Origin of the sequence: Domibacillus robiginosus, assembly GCF_000966195.1 — a bacterium.
Taxonomy (GTDB): Bacteria; Bacillota; Bacilli; order Bacillales; family Domibacillaceae; genus Domibacillus; species Domibacillus robiginosus.
This window is the reverse complement of record NZ_LAHL01000037.1, coordinates 1-23485: the sequence shown is the minus strand read 5'-3', so window position 1 is coordinate 23485 and position 23485 is coordinate 1. Positions and strand designations below refer to the sequence as shown.

At 41.6% G+C, this 23485-nt stretch carries 19 protein-coding genes; 11 read left to right on the top strand and 8 right to left on the bottom strand.

Annotation, left to right across the window (positions count from 1 at the left end):
* Positions 1–470 precede the first annotated feature (470 nt).
* From VP97_RS16450 to VP97_RS16425, 6 genes are all read left to right on the top strand, one after another.
* The gene (locus VP97_RS16450; protein ID WP_050183133.1) at positions 471–2081 is read left to right on the top strand and encodes an ATP-binding protein; all 1611 of its coding nucleotides are present in this window, start codon (positions 471–473) and stop codon (positions 2079–2081) included.
* Complete coding sequence (locus VP97_RS16445; protein ID WP_050183131.1) at positions 2068–2757, top strand: response regulator; 690 nt, start codon at positions 2068–2070, stop codon at positions 2755–2757. The genes VP97_RS16450 and VP97_RS16445 overlap by 14 nt, the downstream gene beginning before the upstream one ends.
* Before the next feature lie 174 nt (positions 2758–2931).
* Entirely contained in the window at positions 2932–4242 is a 1311-nt protein-coding gene (locus VP97_RS16440) for a CitMHS family transporter (protein WP_050183129.1), read from the top strand.
* A 207-nt stretch (positions 4243–4449) separates the two neighbouring features.
* Positions 4450–5028: a TetR/AcrR family transcriptional regulator gene (locus VP97_RS16435; RefSeq protein ID WP_050183127.1), complete on the top strand. Its 579-nt coding sequence runs from the start codon at positions 4450–4452 to the stop codon at positions 5026–5028.
* A 46-nt stretch (positions 5029–5074) separates the two neighbouring features.
* Positions 5075–6523, top strand: a complete 1449-nt coding sequence (locus VP97_RS16430; RefSeq protein WP_050183124.1) for a DHA2 family efflux MFS transporter permease subunit — start codon at positions 5075–5077, stop codon at positions 6521–6523.
* 786 nt (positions 6524–7309) lie between these two features.
* Positions 7310–8269 (top strand): aldolase catalytic domain-containing protein, encoded by a 960-nt coding sequence (locus VP97_RS16425; protein WP_050183120.1) that lies wholly within the window; start codon positions 7310–7312, stop codon positions 8267–8269.
* Positions 8270–8335: 66 nt separating this feature from the next.
* Here the strand turns inward: VP97_RS16425 and VP97_RS16420 are convergent, their stop codons facing one another.
* Positions 8336–9172, bottom strand: coding sequence for a MerR family transcriptional regulator (locus VP97_RS16420; protein WP_050183116.1), 837 nt, complete (start codon positions 9170–9172; stop codon positions 8336–8338).
* Positions 9173–9177: 5 nt separating this feature from the next.
* Complete coding sequence (locus VP97_RS16415; protein WP_050183114.1) at positions 9178–10359, bottom strand: MFS transporter; 1182 nt, start codon at positions 10357–10359, stop codon at positions 9178–9180.
* A gap of 337 nt (positions 10360–10696) precedes the next feature.
* Here VP97_RS16415 and VP97_RS16410 point away from each other — a divergent pair, with 337 nt between their 5' ends.
* The 4 genes from VP97_RS16410 (at position 10697) to VP97_RS16395 (ending at position 15259) form a co-directional block, all read left to right on the top strand.
* Positions 10697–12697: a TRAP transporter permease gene (locus tag VP97_RS16410; protein ID WP_050183110.1), complete on the top strand. Its 2001-nt coding sequence runs from the start codon at positions 10697–10699 to the stop codon at positions 12695–12697.
* A gap of 140 nt (positions 12698–12837) precedes the next feature.
* Positions 12838–13842, top strand: coding sequence for a TAXI family TRAP transporter solute-binding subunit (locus VP97_RS16405; RefSeq protein WP_050183108.1), 1005 nt, complete (start codon positions 12838–12840; stop codon positions 13840–13842).
* Between the two features lie 65 nt (positions 13843–13907).
* On the top strand, positions 13908–14417 hold the full coding sequence (locus tag VP97_RS16400; RefSeq protein WP_245629914.1) for a DUF1850 domain-containing protein: 510 nt from the start codon (positions 13908–13910) through the stop codon (positions 14415–14417).
* Positions 14418–14497: 80 nt separating this feature from the next.
* Positions 14498–15259: an SDR family NAD(P)-dependent oxidoreductase gene (locus VP97_RS16395; RefSeq protein ID WP_050183105.1), complete on the top strand. Its 762-nt coding sequence runs from the start codon at positions 14498–14500 to the stop codon at positions 15257–15259.
* A gap of 33 nt (positions 15260–15292) precedes the next feature.
* Here the strand turns inward: VP97_RS16395 and VP97_RS23950 are convergent, their stop codons facing one another.
* Positions 15293–15442 carry a hypothetical protein gene (locus VP97_RS23950; RefSeq protein WP_156153531.1) on the bottom strand — a complete coding sequence of 50 codons (150 nt, stop codon included), beginning with the start codon at positions 15440–15442 and terminating at the stop codon, positions 15293–15295.
* A 202-nt stretch (positions 15443–15644) separates the two neighbouring features.
* On the opposite strand from VP97_RS23950, the gene VP97_RS16390 reads away from it, so the two are divergent.
* The gene (locus tag VP97_RS16390; protein ID WP_050183104.1) at positions 15645–16451 is read left to right on the top strand and encodes a carbonic anhydrase; all 807 of its coding nucleotides are present in this window, start codon (positions 15645–15647) and stop codon (positions 16449–16451) included.
* Positions 16452–16796: 345 nt separating this feature from the next.
* Here VP97_RS16390 and VP97_RS16385 read toward each other — a convergent pair whose 3' ends face one another.
* The 5 genes from VP97_RS16385 to VP97_RS16365 form a co-directional block, all read right to left on the bottom strand.
* On the bottom strand, positions 16797–17432 hold the full coding sequence (locus VP97_RS16385; protein ID WP_050183103.1) for an FMN-dependent NADH-azoreductase: 636 nt from the start codon (positions 17430–17432) through the stop codon (positions 16797–16799).
* 1005 nt (positions 17433–18437) lie between these two features.
* Positions 18438–19973, bottom strand: a complete 1536-nt coding sequence (gene garD / locus VP97_RS16380) for a galactarate dehydratase (protein ID WP_050183102.1) — start codon at positions 19971–19973, stop codon at positions 18438–18440.
* Between the two features lie 681 nt (positions 19974–20654).
* Complete coding sequence (locus VP97_RS16375) at positions 20655–22004, bottom strand: hypothetical protein (protein ID WP_050183101.1); 1350 nt, start codon at positions 22002–22004, stop codon at positions 20655–20657.
* A gap of 109 nt (positions 22005–22113) precedes the next feature.
* Complete coding sequence (locus VP97_RS16370; protein ID WP_050183100.1) at positions 22114–22818, bottom strand: FadR/GntR family transcriptional regulator; 705 nt, start codon at positions 22816–22818, stop codon at positions 22114–22116.
* A 118-nt stretch (positions 22819–22936) separates the two neighbouring features.
* On the bottom strand, positions 22937–23485 hold a 549-nt coding region (locus VP97_RS16365; RefSeq protein ID WP_281175110.1), incomplete at its 5' end, for an enolase C-terminal domain-like protein.

Here is a 23485-nt window from a genome sequence, read left to right as displayed (position 1 = left end):
TAATACTCGTTAACCCGATGTAATAAAAATTATTTATTTTTTTTATTGTGAACAAGAAATTTTTTTTCTTCCCTTTTATTCTACTAAAAAAGAAACGGTTTTGGAACTGTTTTCATAAAAGTGTACAAGTCAGTTTGATTTTCTTCGACGGGTATCATTTACTTATGTCTTGTAGAACTATTAAAAGCTAGTATACCCTTTTTGTGAATAATCAGCCGGGATTATATACTGCATCGTTTCATTGTAATTGTTAAAAGGGCGCTGCCAGCAGGTAGGAGAATGGTTTAACCGATTCGTATTAAAAAGTAAGCAAATAATGAAACCGTTTGACAGATTGGTTAGAATTAGTTCTTGTCTGCTTTACATTAACAAGTATACTTAAAAAGAAAAATGCAGGTTCATTCCTTTTGTTATCCGGTTAAAACCGTCAGTCTTAAAACAGCAGATAAGCAGTAGAGGAGGAAGGGATTATGCTTTTTAAACCGATTCGATTAAGCCTGCTGACTCAAATTGCGCTTCTTTTAGCTTTAGTCGTCATTATCAGTACATTCCTCGTAAGCCTTCTCTTTTCTTCTATGATCGATGAGATGATCGAGTCTTATATGGGAAAGCAGGCGATGACCGTTGCAAAACTTGCAGCACAAAATGAAGGAATTATTCATGCCTTCAATGAACAAAACCCTACGGACACCATGCAGCCCATTGCTGAAACGATACGCAAAACCACAGGTGCCAGCTACGTAACTATTGTGAACAAGAAAGGAATCCGCTATACCAATCCAAATCCTGATTCTATCGGGAAACATACAGCGACTAGTAATGATGCATCTCTTTTAAAAGAACAATCTGTTATTTATAAAGATACAGGTGTATCGGGTCCAGCGATCAAAGCAAAGACACCTATCTGGAATGAACAGGGCAATGTCATTGGCGTTTCTTCTGTCGGATTTTTATTAAATGATATAGAAGATCAAGCAGCTGCTTATCGAATCAAAATTATACAGCTCGCCATCATTCCATTAACGATTGGTATTATAGGGGCCATGGTTATTGCACGCCGAATTCGAAAAATTATTTTAGGCTTGGAGCCGGAAGAAATCTCATCCTTATTTAAAGAAAAACAAGCTACATTGGAATCTATTCGAGATGCAACAATTGTGATTAATACACACAATCAGATCTCATCGATGAATAAAAAAGCACGATTGTTATTCGGTGATCAAACGATTCAAAAAGGATATGCTATAAAGGAGGAGAAGCTTCAAGCCCTGTTAAGAGAAGTTCTTACATTTAAGGAAGAGAGAGTCAACCAAACCATCGTATTCGATAATCAGCTTTTGATTGCAGATTTATCTCCGTTCCTGCAAAACGGTCAAACAGAAGGAGTGGTACTCACGGCACGCCCCGTTTCAGAAGTGGAAAAGCTGGCGGAAGAGCTGTCGCAGATAAAAGCATTTTCTGACAATATGCGGGCACAAAATCATGAGTTTTTAAACAGGCTTAATACACTCTATGGTCTGCTGCGCTTAGGCCAGTATGAGCGGGCAATTCAACTGATTTCTCAGGAAGTTCAGGAACGTCAGGATGTGATTTCTTTTTTGGTTTCATCTGTTTCAGATCCTGTTATTGCCGCCTGCCTGCTTGGCAAAGTGAATCGGTCAAAGGAGCTTCAGGTACAGTTGAATATTGATATAGAAAGCAGTTTGTCTGTTTCGCTCACTGCCGGAGAATCTCAGCAGATCGTTTCTGTTATTGGTAATATTATAGACAATGCTTTAGAAGCAGCACGTGCTTATAACGGGAAGGAAGGAAAAGTATCTGTCTCATTTACGGACTTTGGAAAAGATATTGTGTTTGACATTGAAGACAATGGAGCTGGTATTCCAGCGCACATGGAAGAAGTTATATTCAAGGAAGGGTATACGACTAAAACAGGAGAGAACCACGGCATCGGCTTAATGATTGTCCGGCATGCTCTTCAGAAGCTTGAGGGAGACATATACATGGACAAAAGCCAGCTTGGCGGCACTCGGTTTACGATTGTTTTACCTAAAAAGGGGGCACTTTATGGAAACGATTAAAGTGATTATTGTAGAAGATGATCACGAGGCAGCAGGGATTTACAAGCAATTCACAGACCAGCAGCCTGGCTTTGAGGTGATTGCAACGGCTGGTTCAGGCAAACAAACAGTCGATTTGTTAAAAGTAGTCCAGCCCCATCTTATTTTGCTCGATGTTTTCTTACCAGACACCAATGGTATTGAACTATTAAAGGAAGTGAGAAAACAGTATTGGGGGATTGATGTTATTTTAATTACGGCTGCCAATGATACTGAAACCGTCAGTCAGGCAATTCGCGGAGGTGCATTCGGTTATTTAATTAAGCCGATCATGATTGATAAATTGATTGCCACCCTGCAGGAATATAAACAAGTAAGAAAACAGCTCTACGAACAAAAAAGGATAGATCAAGATAAAGTAGATCAGATGTTTCGTACACCTCAATCAAAAAGTCAGTCTGTTTCTAATACAGCTTTGCTGCCAAAAGGCATTGATAAGCATACGCTAAAGCTTGTCAGAGAAAAAATAAAACTTGTGGAGGAAAGCTTAAATGCCGATGAGTTCAGTCAGTTGTTCGGTATTAGTTATTCGACCACCCGGAGGTATTTAGAGTATCTTGTTTCTACCGGCGAGATGGAAGTGAAAGTCATTTACGGCAGCATTGGGCGGCCGGAGCGAAAATACAAGTCTCTTTAAAATCGTAGCTGCATTTGCAGGTGCGGTTTTTTTTTTTGCTGTGAAAAATATGAAAAAAACAATCATTAGAATTAAAAAAGTAAAAACAATTTTTAACTACACGTAAAGTAAGAAGATTGATAATCTTTTGTAAGAAAGCGCTCCCACTAAATGTGAAGCAAAGGAGATGAACGAATGTTAGCTACGTTGGGGTTTTCAATGGTTGCGGTATTTATGTACTTGATTATGTCTAAAAAATTATCGGCACTGGTTGCGATTATGCTTGTACCTATTGCATTTGGTATTCTAGGTGGGTTTTTAACGGAGCTCGGTCCCATGATGCAAGAAGGAGTAGAAAGCATTGCTTCTACGGCTATTATGATTTTATTTGCTATTTTATACTTTGGCATCATGATTGATTCCGGCTTGTTTGACCCGCTGATTGCTAAGATTTTAAAGATTGTAAAGGGAGATCCACTTAAAATTGTTATTGGTACAGCAGTTCTTTCTATGACAGTTGCTCTTGATGGTGACGGAACGACTACCTATATTATTACTGTTTCTGCCCTGCTGCCATTATATAAGCGGCTCGGTATGAACCGGTTAATTTTAGCCACAGTTGCCATGCTCTCAATGGGTGTGATGAATATGACGCCGTGGGGAGGAGCCTCTGCGATGGCAATGGCCTCTCTGAGTCTGGATGCATCTGACCTATTTATTCCGATGATTCCCGTCATGGGCATTGGCCTTGTCTGGGTTCTAACGGCTGCTTTTTTGCTGGGCCGAAAAGAACGGAAACGACTTGGAGTAATTGAACTTGACTCTACACATCAATCAGCTGAGAACACAGGTCTTGCCGCCACAACACTGAATGCGGATTATAAACGTCCAAAACTTGTTTGGTTCAATCTATTACTGACGATTGTGTTAATGGCTTCTCTGATCATTGACTTTATGTCTTTGACTATTTTATTTATGATCGCATTTGGTATTGCCCTTTTTGTAAACTATCCAGATTTAAAAGATCAGCAGGAACGGCTGGCGGCCCATTCCAAAAATGCATTGGCCGTTGTTTCAATCGTTATCGCGGCAGGAATTTTTACCGGGATTATGTCTGGAACAAAAATGATTGATGCCATGGCTGTGACACTCGTATCCATTATTCCAGATTCATTTGGCCCATTTCTTCCAGTCATTGTGGCATTTTTAAGTGCTCCTTTTACGTTTTTTATGTCTAACAATGCATTTTATTTTGGTGTTCTTCCTATTATCGCACAGGCAGCAGAAGCCTATGGGATTAGCGCTGTGGAAATTGGTCGTGCTTCCTTGCTTGGACAGCCTGTACACGTCCTCAGTCCTCTGGTGGCAGCGGCCCACTTATTGATTGGCCTCGTGGGAACAGAATTTGGTGACTTACAGCGATTTGCGATCAAGTGGGCACTGGGCACCACAACCGTGATGACGGTAGCGGCCGTTCTTTTTGGGATTATCTCTATTGGATTTTAAACAAGAATAGAAGGAGCTCCTTAAATACAAGGAGACATGTAACATATATTATAGTCATGAACCGGCAAGGAAATGTTATTTTCCTGCCGGTTTTTTATTTTACTTTCTTTAATCCTTTTTAAAGAAATGATAAAGTTTCTAACATTGACAAGTGTAAAAAAATGCATTATATTAGACCGGTCGGTTTAATATGTGAAGAGGTGAATTATGACCAAAAAGCCCAACACGAAAAGGATGCTGATTGAAACGGCTTCCAGGCTGTTTCGTATGCGCGGGTATGACGGAGTTGGCCTTAATGACATTTTGAAAGAAAGCGGGATTCCAAAAGGATCGCTTTATCACTATTTTCCCGAGGGAAAAGAGGGGCTAGCTGTTGAGGCCATCCGTCATACAAAAGAAATCGTAGTTGGTTTCATTGAAGAAGTGTTCGAGCGAGTTGAAGATCCCGTTAAAGCTGTTCAAGAGCATATTTATAAATTGGCTGAGGCGATGAGGGATGAAAAAGAACCGGTTGGATTTCCGATCGGAGCGATAGCGTCTGAAAAACATTCCACCAGTGAGCCAATTAGGAAAGCCTGCCATTTAGCATTTGAAGAGTGGAAGGAAATGTACGCTGGGAAGTTTTTAAAGGCAGGATACAGTGAAAAGCAGGCAGAGAATTTTGGTATCATCATTCTTGCTGTCATAGAAGGAGGCATTCTTCTTTCTCTTACATGTAAGAGTGTAAAGCCTCTTCGTGTCATCGCAGAGCAAATACCGATGTTACTGACCGAGAAAAATGAGTAAAAATACTTTGAAAAAAGGCTTGGCCTTTAATAGGAGGAATGAATTTATGGCAGCAGGTACTGCAGCAAAGCAACAAGAAAATGTGAAAACGACCCCTATTTTAATTTCCTTCTTAATAGCCGGGTTTATTGGGTTATTCAGTGAAACAGCGTTGAATATGGCGCTTGGAGATTTGATCGAGCAGTTTAATGTAGGTTCTGCAACAATCCAGTGGCTGACCACGGGCTACCTGTTAACATTAGGAATATTAGTTCCGGTTTCCGGTCTTCTGCTGCAATGGTATAGCACACGCCAATTGTTTATTGCAGCTTTGCTTTTTTCCATTATTGGAACATTGATTGCCGCATTAGCGCCAAGTTTCAGCATATTAATGGTTGCACGGGTCGTACAGGCACTTGGAACAGGCCTGCTTCTCCCGCTTATGTTTAACACGATTTTATTAATTTTTCCTATTCACCGAAGAGGAGCCATCATGGGAATGATGGGATTAGTGATTATGTTCGCTCCGGCGATTGGGCCTACGATTTCCGGTTTATTGATTGAAAACTTGACCTGGCATTGGATTTTCTGGCTGTCTCTGCCGTTTTTGGTATTTGCACTGTTTTTTGGAATGGTATATATGCAAAATGTATCAACCATTACAAAGCCGAAAATTGATGCAGTTTCTGTTATATTGTCTTCACTCGGTTTTGGAGGCATTGTATATGGCTTTAGCACGGCAGGAGAAGACGGGTGGTCAAGCTCTATCGTAATGATTGCCATTGCGGTCGGTTTCGTAGCGCTTGTTTTATTTTCACTAAGACAATTTAAAATGGAGCGGCCAATGATCGACCTGCGTGTGTTCAACTATCCAATGTTTACACTGGGGCTTCTCATTGTGTTTATTGCTTTTATGGTGATATTGTCTTCTGCTATCCTGCTGCCGTTATACTTGCAGACAGGACTGGGACTAGCAGCTTTTACAGCCGGTCTGGTTCTTTTACCGGGAGGAGTGCTGAATGGCTTAATGTCTCCGCTGACAGGTCGTATTTTTGATAAATATGGACCAAAGGGATTGGTAATACCCGGTTTTGTTCTGGTCCTTGTTACGTTATGGAGCTTATCACGTGTGACAACTGACACATCGATGTTAGCGGTTATTGTAATGCATTCTTTTCTCATGATCGGTATTTCCTTGATCATGATGCCGGCCCAGACAAATGGGTTGAACCAGCTTCCAAAAAATTTGTATCCGGATGGAACCGCGCTGATGAACACCTTACAGCAGGTATCTGGAGCAATCGGTACAGCTGTAGCGATAACGATTATGTCTTCTGCACAGCTTGATTTCATGCAGCATGTGGAAGATCCAGCTGATCCGGCTGTGATAGGAGCGGCGTTAACGGCAGGCGTGCAAAGTGCTTTTACTTTCGGTTTGATTCTAGCTATTATCGGACTGGTAATCGCCTTCTTTATCAAGCCTGCTAGTTTTCAACAGGCAGAATCAAAAAGATAAATTTGGTTTATAATACCTGCCTTAAAAAGTGGCCATTTGGCCGCTTTTTTTATTTACAACCAGAGATGAATATAAACGCCAAAGCAGAACGAAAAGGCGGTCGGTCTTTTAGCACGGTTGGGCATATGAAATGAACAGCATATGCAATATCGCCCTGAAGAATAAGGAAATGGCTATACACCAACTGAAACACTACTTGGTGCATTAGCAGGCTATGACCATGGTTAAAGCACCCGGATCAAATCGACCGTGTTAAACAGTAAGGTAGGAAGAACAGGACGAGAAGGGCTGCTAGCCGCTTTTTTACTGCTGCGCAACACAGACGGGATATCAGTACAAAAAGTCTGACGGACCATCCGGATCGGAAACGAAAAGTACTACGGGGATGAGGTTCCCTAAAAACGCCTGCAATGGGAAATAAGAGAATTTCATTCTTTTACAGCTTTTAAAGGAAAAAATGACCTTCAGTCAATGCTGGATTATTATGACGCGTCATTGGAGAAGTTAAAGACATGAGACAGAGCAGAGGTAAAGCTGTAATCAATTGGTTTAAATAGCTATTTTCTATATACACAGAAGTGGCCATAAGATACAATAGCAGAAACAAACGGAGAAAAAGGAAAAACGCGGCTATTTTTGACGAAAAGGATCAAATATTGAAAAAAGTATTGACAGTTTAATGAAAAACATGGTATAAAAATAACAAGATACTTTATCACATAAAAGCATAAAAGCATAAAAGCGCGAAAGCGAATATGCTTAAGAAGAAACAGGAGGAACGCGACTATGGAACAACGCAGCAAGATTATCGACTGTACAATTCGTGACGGTGGTTTGGTTAATAACTGGGATTTCAGCATTGAATTTGTTCAAGATTTATACAACGGCTTGAGCGAAGCTGGTGTTGAATATATGGAGATTGGATACAAAAATTCTGCAAAGCTTTTAAACGCAACTGAACCGAATCCGTGGAGATTTCTTGATGATAACTTTTTAAAAGAAATTCTACCGGAGAAAAAGTTTACGAAGCTGTCAGCGCTCGTTGACATTGGCCGTGTTGATCCGAATGATGTTCTTCCACGCGAGGAAAGTCCTTTAGATATGATCCGGGTAGCCTGCTACATTCGTGAAGTAGATAAAGGGCTTGAGCTTGTACAAATGTTCCATGATTTAGGCTATGAAACGTCGCTGAATATTATGGCGCTGTCCAGTGTACCTGAACATCAGTTAATTGAAGCATTTGAAATGGTGAAAGAAAGCCCGGTTGATGTTGTCTACATCGTAGACTCATTCGGAAGCCTTGACCCTGCAGATATCGAGCATCAGGTGAAAAAGTTTAAATCGATGATTCCAAACAAACAGCTTGGCATCCACACGCACAATAACATGCAGCTGGCATTTGCGAATACGCTGACAGCTATGCGCAACGGTGTGACATTCCTTGATTCTTCTGTGTACGGCATGGGCCGTGCAGCAGGAAACTGTAACACAGAACTTCTTGTGAGCCATATTCAAAAACCAAGCTACGAAATGAAGCCAGTCCTAAAAGTGATTGAAGACCATATGCTCGAAATGCGTCAAAAATGGGAGTGGGGCTATATTATTCCTTACATGGTCTCAGGTGTCCTAAATGAACATCCACGTGTAGCAATGGCATACCGCAATAGTGAAGATCGTGACAAATTTGTTGATTTCTACGACAAAGTTACATCTCCTGAAGCAAGTCTTGCGCCAGCATCAAAATAATCTTTATATGTTTAAAAATTTTTATAAGAAAGAGCCGGGAAGTTTTTACTTCCTGGCTCTTTGCTTTTAGTTGAAAATACGGATTTTCATTTCTACCAAGTAAGATTCAGGCTTCCGTGGTGAATAGTGGATAGGCATGAAAAGCTCATACACATCGCTTAGAACTGTAAATTGCTGTTGAACAATTGTATCTACGAGTTTAGAATAGCTTTCCCAATATGCTTCGGGATTAAATTCGTAGACAATAAGAGCATACTTTCCTGCCGGAATGGTTGTAATTTCAAATTCTGTCGGCAGCGAAGCCGTCTGCTTGTTTGTTAAAACAGGGATGAACAAGTGGCGATAGAGGATATCTTCAGCTGACGCATAGTTTTGAAAAGAAAAAGTGGCGCCGTACCCATTGTTTAAAAAACCATCTGTTGCCTCTGAAATTCGTTTAAGCTGGCTATAGGATTTAGTCATGACATTTTGAGTAGAAATGCCTTCTGCTCTCATTTGAACGATACAGCTTTCCCCTTCCTCTTGTATGATGACTTTATTTAATTCTGTGTATCGTTCAGAAAAACAGATATTCTTTTTTACGTGGGAAAGTGACTTTTCTGCATCTTGAAGTACTTTAATTTGCTGTTGAATTTTTAGTTCCTGCCGGCTTAAAAAATCATAAAGTTCATTTGAAGAAAGATCTTGTGCTAGTTTAATTTCCTGCAGAGGAGTATTTACTGCTTTCAAAGGCTGGATTAAGTCCAGCTGAAAAAGCTGCGAATCCACATAATATCGATAGTTTGTTTTCGGGTCTACATAAGCAGGCTTAAACAAACCAATCTGGTCGTAGTACCGCAGCGTCTTCACCGACAAATTCGCCAGCTTCGCCATTTCGCCAATCGAGTATAAATCTTCTTCCACGTTCCTCAGAGTCCTTTCGAAACAGGTCTGCTGCCCAAGTCAGGCTTTTTCCAAATAAATGTTAAAGCAATGCCTGCACATAAGAAAATGGCAGCAAAGTAAAATGGATAGTTTAATTCTATATCAAATAATATACCACCGATAATAGGACCAATCACATTACCGATGCTTGTGAACATGGAATTCATTCCTCCAACAAACCCTTGTTCATCACCTGCAATGTTAGATAAGTAAGTGGTAACAGCTGGCCTCATAAGATCAAATCCAATAAACATAAAAGCAGTGATCAGTAAGATGGTATAGTAGCCGGACACAAAAGTAAGCAGAACAAGAAGAATGGTGGAAAAAATCAAACTGTACTGAATCAGTTTAATTTCTCCTATCCACTTGATTAAACGATCAAACAGGAGAATTTGTGCTACAGCTCCGACGATCGCTCCGCCCGTGATCATAATGGCAATATCCATCGCTGTAAAACCAAATTTATGATCGGCAAACAGGGCAAAAAGTGATTCAAAGGCCGCAAGACCAAAAGTTGAAATAAAAATAATCATAAAGGGAATAAAAAACAGCGGCACAAAGACGCGTTTGATTCCGGCCGTTGTTTTTTCCGGTTTTTTGTTTTCTGGGTTTCGTTCGGGCTCCCGCAGAGTGAAAAAAGAAAGAATGGCTGCAAAACCCGCAAAGCCTGCTGCGAAGAAAAAAGGAAGCCGTGTACTAATTTCTGCAAGAAATCCGCCAATGCCGGGTCCGATAATAAAGCCGGTTGAAATAGCCGCAGACATATAGCCAAGTGCTTTAGGCCTTGTTTCTACAGAGGTAATATCCGCGATATACGCCGTAACGGCCGGCATAATAAAAGCTGCGCTTACCCCTCCGATCATTCTTGAAATCATTAGCATATCAACCGATTGACCGACGGCAAATAAAAGCTCCGACAAGCTAAAAAGAATAAGGCCGGTAACAATCATCGGTTTGCGGCCCCAGCGATCCACTAATTTTCCCGCCGGGGGAGAAGCAATCAGCTGTGTTACTGCAAACGCAGCAACCATATAACCCACGACAGCTCCGCTTATATTCAGCTCATTCATAATGGTGGGCGTTACCGGCACCACAAGCCCGATTCCCAAAAACGCAATAAATAAATTCATCAATAAAATGGTTAACACCATTCCATAACTTCGCATTATATTCTGCCCTTTCTATCAAGAAGTGTACAATTCATACTATAAAGCTTCCCCTAAGAGGAGAGTCAACAGCGATAGTCTGTATTCTTATGTTTTTAAAAAATTCCATTTAGCAGCGCGTCGTCTTCATTGCCTACATGAAAAGTCAGAGGAATATTTAGATGGACAAGCGCATAAAATTAATAACATTTTTTATAAAGTATGGAAGAAAATCTTACAAAAAAAGGCTTTGGTCATTTTGCTTCATCTATAGTTAAAATTGTAAAAAATGTTTTGATTTTCAAAACATGAAAGAAAAAAGTTTCAAAGTGAAACGGAGGAATGGAGTGGAGTAGAATTGTCGACTAATCATGAAGCAAGCTATTTATCAGAAGAAGAACAACAGAAGCTGCTCGAAAAATATGATCCAGAAGCAGGAACAAGAAAACTAACCGGCCTGCTCGGTTACATTGCTTTTTTTGGTCTTTTGGCTTTTTCCCTGTTTCAGCTTTATACAGCTGTTTTTGGTGTCTTCACGGCTCAAATTCAGCGAACCGTGCATTTAGGCTTTGCCCTTTCCTTGATTTTTCTGCTGTTTCCGGCTAATCGAAAGAAGCGGCAAAAAGGGAAGCTGCAGGTAGCCTGGTACGACTTGATTCTCTCAATCTTAAGCATCGGTGTCGGTGCGTATTGGCCGCTCCGTTTTGAGGAACTGGTCATGAGTGTCGGACGTCTCGGGCCGCTGGATTTCGCAGTTGGCATAACAGCCATTTTGCTTGTACTGGAAGCAACGAGGAGAACTGTTGGGCTGCCTATTATGGTGATTGCACTTCTTTTCATGCTTTATGGACTTTTTGGCTCGTACATGCCAGGCTTCTTATCTCATCGCGGATTAACCCTGGAACGTATGGTTCAAACGATGTTTTTCACAACAGAAGGTATTTTAGGTACACCCTTAGCCGTTTCATCTACTTTTATCTTCTTATTTCTATTATTTGGCGCCTTCTTAATACGGACAGGCGTTGGACAGTACTTTAATGATCTTTCCATTGCCATTGCCGGCAGGAGTATTGGCGGGCCCGCAAAAGTAGCAATTTTTTCAAGTGCCCTTCAAGGGACCATCAGCGGAAGTTCTGTTGCTAATGTGGTAACATCGGGTGCTTTTACGATTCCCATGATGAAAAACCTCGGTTACAAGAAAGAATTCGCTGGAGCTGTCGAAGCATCGGCTTCAACAGGTGGACAGCTGATGCCACCTATTATGGGCGCAGCCGCTTTTTTGATGGTTGAGTTTATCGGAAACGGCATTACATATTGGGATATCGCCAAAGCAGCTGCGATCCCGGCGATTTTATACTTTTTGGGCATTTGGATTATGACTCACTTCGAAGCAAAGCGGCTTGGTCTGCGCGGGCTGACGAAAGAAGAGATGCCAAGCAGAAAAGAAGTATTCGGAAAAATATATTTACTTATTCCGATTATCGCAATTATTTTGCTGCTGATGTCTAATATAACCGTTACGCATGCCGCACTTTATTCGATCGTCATTTCTATTATTGTGGGCTTTATTAATAAAGACAGGGGAATGAAAGCTGTTGATATCGTGCATGCGCTCGTAGACGGCGCGCGTACAGCCCTTGCTGTAGCGGCTGCGACGGCAGCAGCCGGGATTATTGTAGGTATTGTGACAAAAACAGGATTGGGGTTAAAACTGGCCAATGGCTTAATTGATCTTGCAGGCGGCTACTTGATCCCTACACTTATTCTGACGATGATTGCTGCACTTATACTCGGTATGGGTTCACCGACAACCGCAAACTATGTGATCACTTCTACGATTGCTGCACCAGCGATGATTTTACTTGGCGTACCTGATTTGTCTGCTCACTTATTTGTGTTCTACTTTGGTATTATCGCCGATATTACCCCGCCTGTAGCACTGGCCGCTTTTGCCGCAGCCGGCGTGTCGGGAGGAGAACCGATTAAAACGGGGATTGAATCGTCAAAGCTGGCCATTGCCGCTTTCATTATTCCATATATTTTTGTTCTCTCTCCAGAATTATTGATGATTAATACTACATGGGGAGAAACGGTGTGGGTTGTCCTGACAGCGATGACTGGCATGATTGCCATCGGAGCCGGTGTGATCGGCCACTGGATGAGGGACATGCACTGGCTGGAACGAATCACCGCATGTATTGTGGGACTGCTGCTGATTTACCCGGAAACCATCTCTGACATTACCGGACTAGTCATGTTTGGCATACTGCTGGCTTTACAGTATGTATGGAAGCAGGACAAAGGAGACGGAGGGACCCTTCAAGACAAGCCCCACACAGATTATCCAAAAGTAGAATAAACGGCTGTTGTCGAGCCGTGTTTGCTCAATCAAAGACAGGAAAATAAGTGGAAAAATTCGCTTGTTCCTGCTCTTCTATATATAAGAAAGATTTGTTCCATTCGTACTGCTGAATGTAAAGAAAAAAGGAGGATGTATGTATGAAAAAATCTCGTTTTAGCGTATTGTTCGGCACGGTTTTAATGACGGCTGCCATCACGGCTGCCTGTGGTGAAAGCAGTGACGGCGGCACAGCCGACACAGGGGAAGGAAGTGGCGGCGGTGAAAGTGCAAGCCAGGATTTGAGCTTGCTGACGGGTGGAACAGGGGGGACTTATTATCCGCTTGGCGGGCAGATGGCTAATATTATTTCCGATCAAACCGATGCAAATATCACTCCGCAGACATCGGGTGCTTCTGCAGAAAATATGGAAACACTGCGGGCCGGAGAAGCAGAGCTGGCTTTTTCCCAGACGGACATTGCCGCTTATGCGATTGAAGGAAAAGAAATGTTTGAAGGAGATCCGATTGATAATGTTCAGGCGATCGCTTCCCTGTATCCAGAAACGGTCCAGCTTGTCACAACTGCCAAAAGCGGCATCCAATCAGTTGAAGATTTGAAAGGAAAAACGGTCTCTGTCGGAGCACCGGGATCAGGCGCTTATATCAATGCCATGCAGGTGTTAGAGATTCATGGCATGTCGGACAAAGACATTAAAGCCCAAAATCTTTCTTTTGATGAATCCACGGACGGCATTCAGTCTGGAAACATTGATGCAGCGTTTATCACAGCGGGAACACCAACTGGTGCAGTAGAAGCGTTGTCAGCACAAAATGACGTCGTGATCATCCCAATTGCCGAAGACAAAATTCAGGAGCTTGTTGAAAAGTATCCATATTATGCAGAAGATGCGGTCCCAAGCGGAACTTATAAAATTAAGGAAGATGTAAAAACAGTTGCCGTTAAAGCTATGCTGGTGGCATCAAAGGATGTAGATGAAGATCTTGTGTACGAAATGACAAAAGCGCTTTATGAAAACACGGATCAAATCACTCACGCCAAAGGAGAATTTATCACACCGGAAACGGCTCTTGAAGGTTTAGGCGATATGGAGCTGCACCCAGGAGCGGCTAAATATTTTGAAGAAGCAGGCGTTTCCCAGTAAATAATTTTTTAGTCGATAGGCTGCAAGGCGGCCTGTCGACTTCATTTTTTTTAGGGGTGATCCGATTGAAAGCAATACTAATAAGCGCTATCATGCTCATTATTCTGTTCGTTTCTACCCTCATTTTTTTCTATCCAGACAGACAGGTCATCGCGCTGACTTATGAAAATGAAGACAGCCTGCTCGCTTACGTACCGTTAAAAAAAGAAGAAACCTTTCAAATTCAATATACACACTCCATTCATTTATCAGAGGTAATGGAGTCCTACCAATTATCCGGTAACCAAATCATTCAAACAGAGCTTTCTTACAAAGACTTTGCGGTAGGAATGCCTTCAAATGCAGAAGGAGAAGAAGTATTTGAAGAAAAAAACGGCACATATTACATAAAAAATATGAATCGCGTTTTTCCTTTTATTGATGTAAGAATTGGCCAGGTACGAGCAAATCATCGGCTCATATATGAAAATCAAGTTTATACGCTGTCTGAGTCCATCAAACCGGGAACGTGGATTCGAATATCAGAGCGCACGTTAACCTTATGGGAGCAGTGGAAGGCAGCCAAAGTCCAATGACCTGTTATCTTGGACAAGCGAAAAGAAAAAGGGCTAAGATAAAACTGTAGAAGCAAATCAAGCAAATAGGGGATGATAAAGTGGATTTACAATTAAAGGGAAAGCACATTTTGATCACAGGAGGCTCAAAAGGAATCGGACGGGCGATTGCAAGAGCGCTTATAGAAGAAGGGGCGAACGTATCCATTGCAGCCCGAGGAGTGGAAGCACTCGAACAAACAAAAGAAGAACTGGGTGGAAGCGTATCCAGCTTTCAGGCAGATTTACTGAAAGCCAACGAACGGGAAGCGCTTATCCGCTCGTTTATTGAACAGCACGGAACGATCGATGTACTCATCAACAATGCCGGCGGCAGCAATGGGGGAAAAGCAGCGGAAACCGATATGGATTCCTTTTATGAAGCGATGGAGCTGAACTACTTCTCCGCTGTACACCTAAGCAAATTAGCAGTTGAAGAAATGAAGAAAAAGCAGTCAGGAGCGATTATTAATATTACTTCAGTATTTGGCAGAGAAAGTGGTGGCAAGGTGACTTATAATAATGCGAAAGCGGCATTAATCAGCTTCACGAAATCGCTCGCTGATGAAGTAATTCAGGATGGTATTCGTGTAAACAGTGTGGCACCGGGCAGTATTTTGCACGAAAGCGGCAACTGGAAAAAACGCCTGGAAGAAAACCCGGAGAAAATCAACGCGTTTGTTCAAAATGAGATTCCGGCGGGCCGTTTTGGAACGGCTGAAGAAGTTGCCAATGTTGTCGCATTTCTTGCTTCGGAAAAAGCATCCTGGCTGGTTGGAACAAGCATCAACGTCGATGGCGGACAATCGCGGATGAACTTTTAAAAACGTTTCAGGCAGCTTAGAAGCTGCCTTTTTTTATACCAAATCCACTGGCTGTTCCGTTACATGCGGGAGTGCACCTTGACGCTCATATGCAATAAGGGTACATTCCAGTTCTTTTTCAAGCTGCTGGATTTGTTTGGTTTGTTCGGACGACAGCTCGGCAATTTCAAATCCTTTATACATTCCCTTCACCCCCTAAAACACAGTGTGCCCCCCATCCCTGATTTCAATCAGTTTAGATTTAACAGGGCTTCCAGTTCAAAGGTCCTTTTATATGCTTTGTTTATATTTTCAGATAATGCAGTAAAAACGGCTCCAAAGATTCATTTCCTTTTTCGGTGATTATGATAAATATAAAAGAAGAAAGATGAAATGGAGGATAAATATGCTAAGGAAAAAAATTGCTATACCCGTATCATTTACATATTTTACACTTGCACTAGCTTCATGTACGTTTATCCCATCGCAGTCCGCGAATGGAGACGAAAGCAGCCTGGCAGAAAAAGGACATGAGTGGTCTTACGAAGGAGAAACCGGTCCAGGCCATTGGGTAGAGCTGGATCCATTAAATGCTGCATGTGTAAATGGCACAGAGCAGTCTCCCATTAATATTCAAAAAGCACAAGCGAAAAAGGCAGCTAAGGTTGAAGAGCTAAAGATCAATTACATACCAAGTGCTTTCTCACTCGTAAACAATGGACATACTGTACAGGGGAATATTCAAACAGAAGGCAATTCGATTAAATTAAATGGCAAGGATTATACACTGGCACAGTTTCATTTCCATACACCAAGTGAACACCTGATTAATGGACATTCCTATGATATGGAGCTGCATCTCGTACATAAAAGTAAAGAAGGCCAGCTTGCAGTATTGGGCATATTAATCAAAGAAGGCAAAACAAACACGGTATTGGAGCAGGCATGGAATGTTATACCGAAAGAGAAAACAACCGAAGGAATAAGTGTACCGGAGTTGATTGATCTGAAGCATATTTTGCCCAAAAACAAGCACAATTATCAATATGCAGGTTCTTTAACAACACCTCCATGTTCAGAAGGCGTACAATGGGTAGTTTACAAACAGCCTATTGAAATGTCTACAGAACAAATCAATATTTTTCGCGAAATTTTCCCTGATAACCACCGGCCTGTCCAGGCGATAGGAGATCGGGAAGTGATAAAGCACTAAAATGAAAAAACCTCTGAAAAAGGTAAAATGTCGTTTATCTTTTTCAGAGATACATAATGATAGAAAAGGACTCAATATGTTGTTTTGAAACCGGTTTTTCCTACATCAGCATTTGCCTCTTCAATGAAAGAATACATTTCCTTTTCAGTTACTGTATTTGGATTGAAAGCAAGAATCGCCCGCAGCTGTAGAATTTGAGTATCGCCGAAAGCATATCACCGGCCTTCGTTTCTTCTGACAGAGCAAACGGACCGCCGGCTGTGGCAAAGAAAGTAAAGCAACTGTATTGTAACGTAGAAAAGCAGGAACCATTGTGGCTCCTGCTGCTTTATGGTACCAATTTTATTAAAAAGATTTTGCCAGCTCTTTTGCCTGCTGGATTCCCGTTTCTTTAATTTCCTGTGCCCGGTCCGGGAACTGGTTATGGCCTTCGATAAACAGCCCGTCGAAAGAAGGGACGCCGAAAAATTGCATGATAATGCTTAAATAACGGTGGCCCATTTCCATATCCGTTGCTGGTCCTTCAGAGTAAATACCTCCGCGTGCTTGAATGTGCAGCGCTTTTTTATCAGTCATCAAACCGACCGATCCTTGTTCTGTGTATTTGAATGTTTTGCCGGCTACACAAACGGAATCAATATAAGCCTTCATTACCGGCGGGAAGGAGAAGTTCCACATTGGTGTAACGAACACATATTTATCAGCTTTCGCAAACTGATCCGACAATTCATTCAGCCGTCCTACCTTTGATTGCTCCTCACTGGATAACTGATCAAAGGCGTTTCCTCCCTGAAGTTTCCCCCAGCCGCTGAAAACATCATTGTCAATTTGAGGAATGTTTTCTTTGTATAGATCAAGATGAGTCACTTCGTCATCGGGGTTTGCTTCCCGGTAAGCGCTAATAAAAGCCTGGCCCGCTGCCATACTAAATGAGCTGGATTCATCGTGCGGGTGTGCTGTGATATAAAGAACCTGTGCCATGAATGAACTCATCCCTTTCTCTTTTGAGTAGTGGTATGGAATTTATGCTGTACTAATTCCTTCGTTTTATTCTCCCTAAACCGTTATTTTAGAAACGGGGCATTTTTTATATTTTCACATTATTTTCAAGGTTGATTCCTTTGTTGAAATGGCAATGATAAACTGACTGTTTGTAAAAATTCTTTTTATCATAACCCGGTTTGGTCGGTCTGATTTTTTATAAGAAGCGGAATGTTCGGTTATCCTGTCGTTTTACAATGCCTACTGTGTTTGCTTAATTAATTTTGTAAGAAATTGTATATGTTTGTGTTTTTATTTTCAGGACCGTGATACTGCTAAGAAACGCAGAAAAATCAGTAGAGGAATTTACCTATAGAGGGAGATACTGCATGGCGGTAAAGTGGTGTTTGCTCAGTTTCAGCTGGTTTGACAGGAAAAAAACTAAATTTGAAAAAGCGATTCAGTTAATAAAAATGAAAGCGTCTTGAACGAAAAAGCTGATCTCGGCTTTTTGACCTGTTATTTGAATAATTTTACTGTAAGAGCCAAGACTATATATAAAATTTAAAAATGAGTATAAAAATATTTACTATATTGCATCTTGAAAGTACTCTTGCGGATCCGATAGGTCTATTTAAATAAATACTACATAATTTCGACACGCTCATTGATAAAGAAGGCAGGATTTTAAATCCCGAAAGTGTTAAGTTTTTTGATCTCACGACAAATAGGCTTAAGCCGTGTGTTTTCCTATCTTATATGAGCCTTTTACTCATAAAGAATACCTTCACAGAAGCTGTACCATGTTCGTTAAGTGAACGCCGTCCGCCTGACGGTTAAAAGACACTTTCTTCTAGGTGAATGCTTTTCGCAGCGTTGTCACCTCTGTTATGTTAAGTGCTGCATAAACAGGCCTGCTTTCGAATGAAGAGTCGGTTTCATTCTTTACAACAAAACCCGCTGATATTCGAAATATCAGCGGGTTTTGTTTTTTAATTAGCATCATTACGTGATAGGAGCCGGGTTGAATAGGGCCAAATCATTATGCAGTCCCCAATGCTCTGCCCAGGTTTTTTTGTGTCCGCTTGCAACATCTAAAATGAATCGGAAAATTTCCCACCCAACTTCTTCAATGGACGCTTCTCCGCTAGCGATCGTCCCGGCATTTATATCAATAAGATCTTTCCATTGTTCGGTTAATGTATCCCGTGTAGAAACTTTGATGACGGGAGCCATAGCCAGGCTATAAGGTGTTCCTCTTCCTGTCGTAAACACTTGAAGATGCATACCAGAAGCCAGCTGCAGAGTTCCACAAACAAAGTCACTGGCGGGTGTAGCGGCAAAAATCAATCCTTTTTCCGTCGCTTTTTCCCCGGGAGCCAGTACGCCTGATATAGGGCTTCTTCCCGATTTAGCAATAGAACCCAGGGATTTTTCTACCACATTGGCGAGCCCGCCTTTTTTATTCCCAGGGGATGGGTTGGCGCTTCGGTCAGCATCACCCAGAGCAAGGTACTTATCATACCAGTCCATTTCTTTTATTAAAGCCTGGCCGACTTCTTCATTCACAGCACGCGGCGTTAACAGATGAATGGCATCGCGCACTTCTGTCACTTCTGAAAATAACACCGTTGCTCCTGCTCTGACTAACAAATCCGCGGCATAGCCGACTGCTGGATTAGCCGTTACACCCGAAAAGGCATCACTTCCCCCGCATTGTGTGCCGACAACCAGTTCAGAAACTGAACACGTTTCACGCTGCCGGCGGTTTAGTTTTATCAATCGTTCCTCTGCCATCTCCATAATGGACTGAACCATGCCCGCAAATCCCGGCTGATCCTGAAGTGAGATGACGTCAGATTCCTTCCCATTTGGGTTGATGCTCATTGGAGAAAGTTTTTCGCACCCCAGGCCGACGACCAATGCTTCACCGCCAAAATTCGGATGCTTCGCCAGGTTTTGAATCGTGCGAATAGGAATAACCGCTTCAGGAGCATTAATCGCCACACCGCAGCCATAATTGTGGTTTAGGGCGACAACATCATCTACATTAGGATACTTTGGCAGAAGCTCTTTTTTAATACGGTTTACCACAAAATCAAGAACACCGACTACACATTGAACACTTGTTGTAATGCCCAGGATATTCTTTGTTCCTACACTGCCGTCTTCGTTGCGAAATCCTTGAAATGTATATCCTTCAAGAGGGGGCAGGATTTCCGGTATGTTAGTTGCTAACGGTAATTCACTCAGTTCTGGGGATTGAGGCATTTTAACTAATGATTCTTTAACCCAGCTGCCTTTTTCGATTGGTTTTGACGCATGCCCGATCACTTCACCGTAGCGAATAATAGGTTCATTTTCCTTTATATCTGTCAAAGCTACTTTATGTCCCTGGGGAACTCTGTCTTTCAATTCAAGGCCATTCGGGAAATATGTTCCTTTGTCCAATCCTCCGGTGTTGACAATGATAGCCACATTGTCTGTTTCATTTACTTTGATATAAAGCGGTTCCATAGCTTGCATACTTTTTGTCTGCATCACAATCGCCCTCCTGTAAGCCTTTTCACAATCGGATAAAAATAAATCTGTTCATAAAATAATATGCATAGTACCGATTCTATTAGCCCTTCAATTGACTAAAAGAGCTACAATCAAATCACTGTTCTTATTTTGTCCTTTTATATAATTGTAAGACAAATTTAAAAAACAGTCAATATTGATTATATTGTGAATGGATGTAATATTTCATCTCTTTTGAAGAAAACACTCTTTACTTAGGAACAAAACTATTTTACGGAGCTGAGGATTTCCGGTGAATATAAGCTAACCATCGTACTGGAAGAATCTTCGAATCAGTGATTGCTGTACTGAAGTAGAGCAAACAGAGTAAACTTTAGAATTAGTCGACGAGGTTTTATTTGGACTGAATCTTTTACTTTTACAACAAACGATATATAAAACGCTATTGTTTGTATAAGACATGGAAGCAAACGCTAAAAGTGCAGGTACTGAATTGTAGGATCATGTGACGATATGAAAACAGCTCCTACTCAAGCAAATGAGTAGAAGCCGCCAAATAACTTTTCATCTCTGTGAAAATTGTATCTGTAAGGAGATAAATGATTCTGTGGGTCGTACTGTTATTTCCTCAGTCATCCCTAAAGCTGGAGGCTGACAAGCGATAAAGCCTTTCTTCGAAAAAAATACTCCACTTTATTTTTATAACCCGGCAAGATACAAGTAGAAAGGAAGTAAAATTACCATAATAAATCCATATATCCAGTTCCATCGGATGGCCACGTTCATAAGCTTTTCTTTTAAAGAGTATGCAATTAAATTATTTACAGCGGTCGCTGGTGATAAAACATTTGAAATACTCCAGCTGCCGAGAAGAGCAATCGCAAAATAATGGATGGAAAAATCCAAATCACTTGGTTTAATACTTGTAGCTAATATGGTTACGACAACAATTGGATGAAGGCCGCCCATCGCCGTTCCCACAATAATGATAGACAGTATGATTGTCATCATGACAGGGGAATGACCGAACACACTACTGAACGCTCCAACAAGCATTCCGCTCCATTTTGAAGCGACAAAAGCGGAACTGAATAGGCCAGCCAGCAAAAATAAGGAAATTTCCTGATTTAAGTTTGGCAAAGTGATCGTAACATGTTTTTTTACCTCTTCTTTGTAAAGAGGCATCGTTCCTTTGAAAAAACACCAAATTGCAGGGAAAAACAACGCGGTAAAGCCAATTGAAACAATCATGTTAACAGGAGCAAAATGTTCAACAAGTAAAACGATGCCGGTTGTCACAAACAGGAGGAAGATAAGTTCAAATAATGTACGGTGTGTCCCAGGAAGAATGTGAATAGCTTCCTCTTCCGTCTCTATCCCGCTTAAACGCTCTTCTTCACGTTTTATCACTTTTCCTTCCAGCAAAAAGCCGACAACAAAAGAAAGAAGAGAAAAACCAATTGCATATAAAGCAATTGAAGTCCACTTTATATGCAGCTGGCTGATGACAACTGCCATAGCTGCAAAATATGGTGACCATGCAACCGCTCCGGCAAAGCCCCTGTTTAGCGCATTCGCAATCAGACGATTTGATTTTACATTGGATGCACTTGATAGATAATAGTTGATTGAAATTGCACCTACATTGATAACGGCACCAAGAAGGTGGGTTAAAAAAGCAGTACTTATATAAAAAAACGAGGCACTGTTTCTTTTCTTATATAAGATCGATCGTAAAGACTCAGTATAACCCCCTGTACGGAACGGAATCCCAAGGATAGGGGTCAGAACAAAGATCGCAACGATGGTTAGATTAACAAGAGCACCGCTTATGATTACATTCATCCATTGTTCCTGGCCGATTAGCAGTAAAACGGTCAATGCAGCGAGGCCTCCCATTAACTTAGCTGTCATTCCTTTTAATGAAGGGATTGAAATAAGAATAAAGGTAAATACCGTAAAAGAGACCAGCCATTGAAACCAAATGGGTTGGTAAAAGGTCATAATTATATAGCTAAAAGCCAAAAAAATAGCCATTCCTTGCTTCATTTGCATCAACTCATTTTCTAGCAGTCTTTTATATTGGATTGCCTATGAGAAAAAGAAACCGTAGATCCTTCCTCCATAATCCTTTTGTCTACCAATAGCATTAAAGGCTTTATTTCTGGGTAAGAGAGTACTGCAGTACTTTTTTACGGACAAAATCAAGATGCTGATACATATGAATAAATGCTTCTTGAGGGTTCCGCGACTCAAGGGCTGCATAAATCGCTTTATGGTATTCTAGAGTCCGTTCACGCTCTCTAATTTGAATTAAACTATTAATTCGATTATGAGTGATTAGAAGAGAGTCAATCATTCCTTCAAGAACTGGATTGTTAGCACTTAGGGCAATGATTAAATGAAATTCTTTGTCCGCATTACCATAGTCATCATCTTCACTGTGAGCAATCTTATCAATTGTTGCTTTTAATTTTGCAAGCTGTTCGTTTGTTATTTTCTCAGCAGCTATAGTCACAAGCCCCAACTCCAGTGCCATGCGTGCTTCAATGATAGCGGGTAAGTTATCGGTTGCCAGCGCCAGCATAACAGAAAAAGGGTGGGTGCCGACTTTATTGTTAAAAAAAGTTCCTTCCCGCGTTTTTCGAGTAATAACGCCAAGTGTTTCAAGAGCGCTAAGAGCTTCCCGTAATACCGACCTGCTCACTTCCAGTTCTGCCATGAGTTCCATTTCAGGAGGAAGCTTGTCACCGGCTTTCACTTTTCCGCTGATAAGCAGCTGTACAATCCGTTCTACTACTTGTTTTGAAAGAGTATTGCGGTTCACTGATTGAACCCCAAGCTTTCTTGCTGGAGCATTCATTGTTTAACCTCTTTTCTGTGATTATTCCGCATGTAATTGTGTTGTAAGAAGAATTAGATAATTTTAAAGAAAAAAGCAAATGCGCCGCTCACAAAGAGGGCGCGTTTGCTAAAAAAACTTACCTAACAAAGCAAGGGCGTTTCGGATCAAACGTCCATCCCGGAATCAGGTACTGCATCGCGAGTGCATCGTCGCGTGCACCGAGTCCTTTTTCTTTATACAGCTGGTGGGCTTTTTCCAGCTGCTCCATATCGATTTCTACGCCAAGGCCCGGTTTTGTTGGAACATCCACCATTCCTCCGGCAATCTTAAACGGCTCTTTTGTGAGACGCTGGCCATCCTGCCAGATCCAGTGTGTATCAATTGCCGTGATCTTTCCTGGGGCAGCGGCTGCCACATGCGTAAACATCGCCAGGGAAATATCAAAATGGTTGTTTGAGTGAGATCCCCATGTTAATCCCCATTCATGGCACATCTGTGCGACACGGACAGAACCCTGCATCGTCCAGAAATGCGGATCTGCCAGCGGAATATCCACCGACTGCAGCTGGATGGAGTGTCCCATCTGGCGCCAGTCTGTCGCAATCATGTTTGTCGCAGTTGGAAGTCCTGTGGCCCGTCTGAATTCAGCCATCACTTCACGGGCCGAGAAGCCGCCTTCTGCCCC

Bases quoted from the DNA above. Each gene is read 5' to 3' on its own strand.
- VP97_RS16445 (WP_050183131.1), top strand. From the start codon at position 2,068: ATGGAAACGATTAAAGTGATTATTGTAGAAGATGATCACGAGGCAGCA.
- garD (WP_050183102.1), bottom strand. From the start codon at position 19,973: ATGCAGACAAAAAGTATGCAAGCTATGGAACCGCTTTATATCAAAGTA.
- VP97_RS16375 (WP_050183101.1), bottom strand. From the start codon at position 22,004: ATGAAGCAAGGAATGGCTATTTTTTTGGCTTTTAGCTATATAATTATG.
- VP97_RS16415 (WP_050183114.1), bottom strand. From the start codon at position 10,359: ATGCGAAGTTATGGAATGGTGTTAACCATTTTATTGATGAATTTATTT.
- VP97_RS16390 (WP_050183104.1), top strand. From the start codon at position 15,645: ATGCTAAGGAAAAAAATTGCTATACCCGTATCATTTACATATTTTACA.
- VP97_RS16440 (WP_050183129.1), top strand. From the start codon at position 2,932: ATGTTAGCTACGTTGGGGTTTTCAATGGTTGCGGTATTTATGTACTTG.
- VP97_RS16430 (WP_050183124.1), top strand. From the start codon at position 5,075: ATGGCAGCAGGTACTGCAGCAAAGCAACAAGAAAATGTGAAAACGACC.
- VP97_RS16425 (WP_050183120.1), top strand. From the start codon at position 7,310: ATGGAACAACGCAGCAAGATTATCGACTGTACAATTCGTGACGGTGGT.
- VP97_RS16435 (WP_050183127.1), top strand. From the start codon at position 4,450: ATGACCAAAAAGCCCAACACGAAAAGGATGCTGATTGAAACGGCTTCC.
- VP97_RS16405 (WP_050183108.1), top strand. From the start codon at position 12,838: ATGAAAAAATCTCGTTTTAGCGTATTGTTCGGCACGGTTTTAATGACG.
- VP97_RS23950 (WP_156153531.1), bottom strand. From the start codon at position 15,442: ATGTATAAAGGATTTGAAATTGCCGAGCTGTCGTCCGAACAAACCAAA.
- VP97_RS16370 (WP_050183100.1), bottom strand. From the start codon at position 22,818: ATGAATGCTCCAGCAAGAAAGCTTGGGGTTCAATCAGTGAACCGCAAT.
- VP97_RS16385 (WP_050183103.1), bottom strand. From the start codon at position 17,432: ATGGCACAGGTTCTTTATATCACAGCACACCCGCACGATGAATCCAGC.
- VP97_RS16450 (WP_050183133.1), top strand. From the start codon at position 471: ATGCTTTTTAAACCGATTCGATTAAGCCTGCTGACTCAAATTGCGCTT.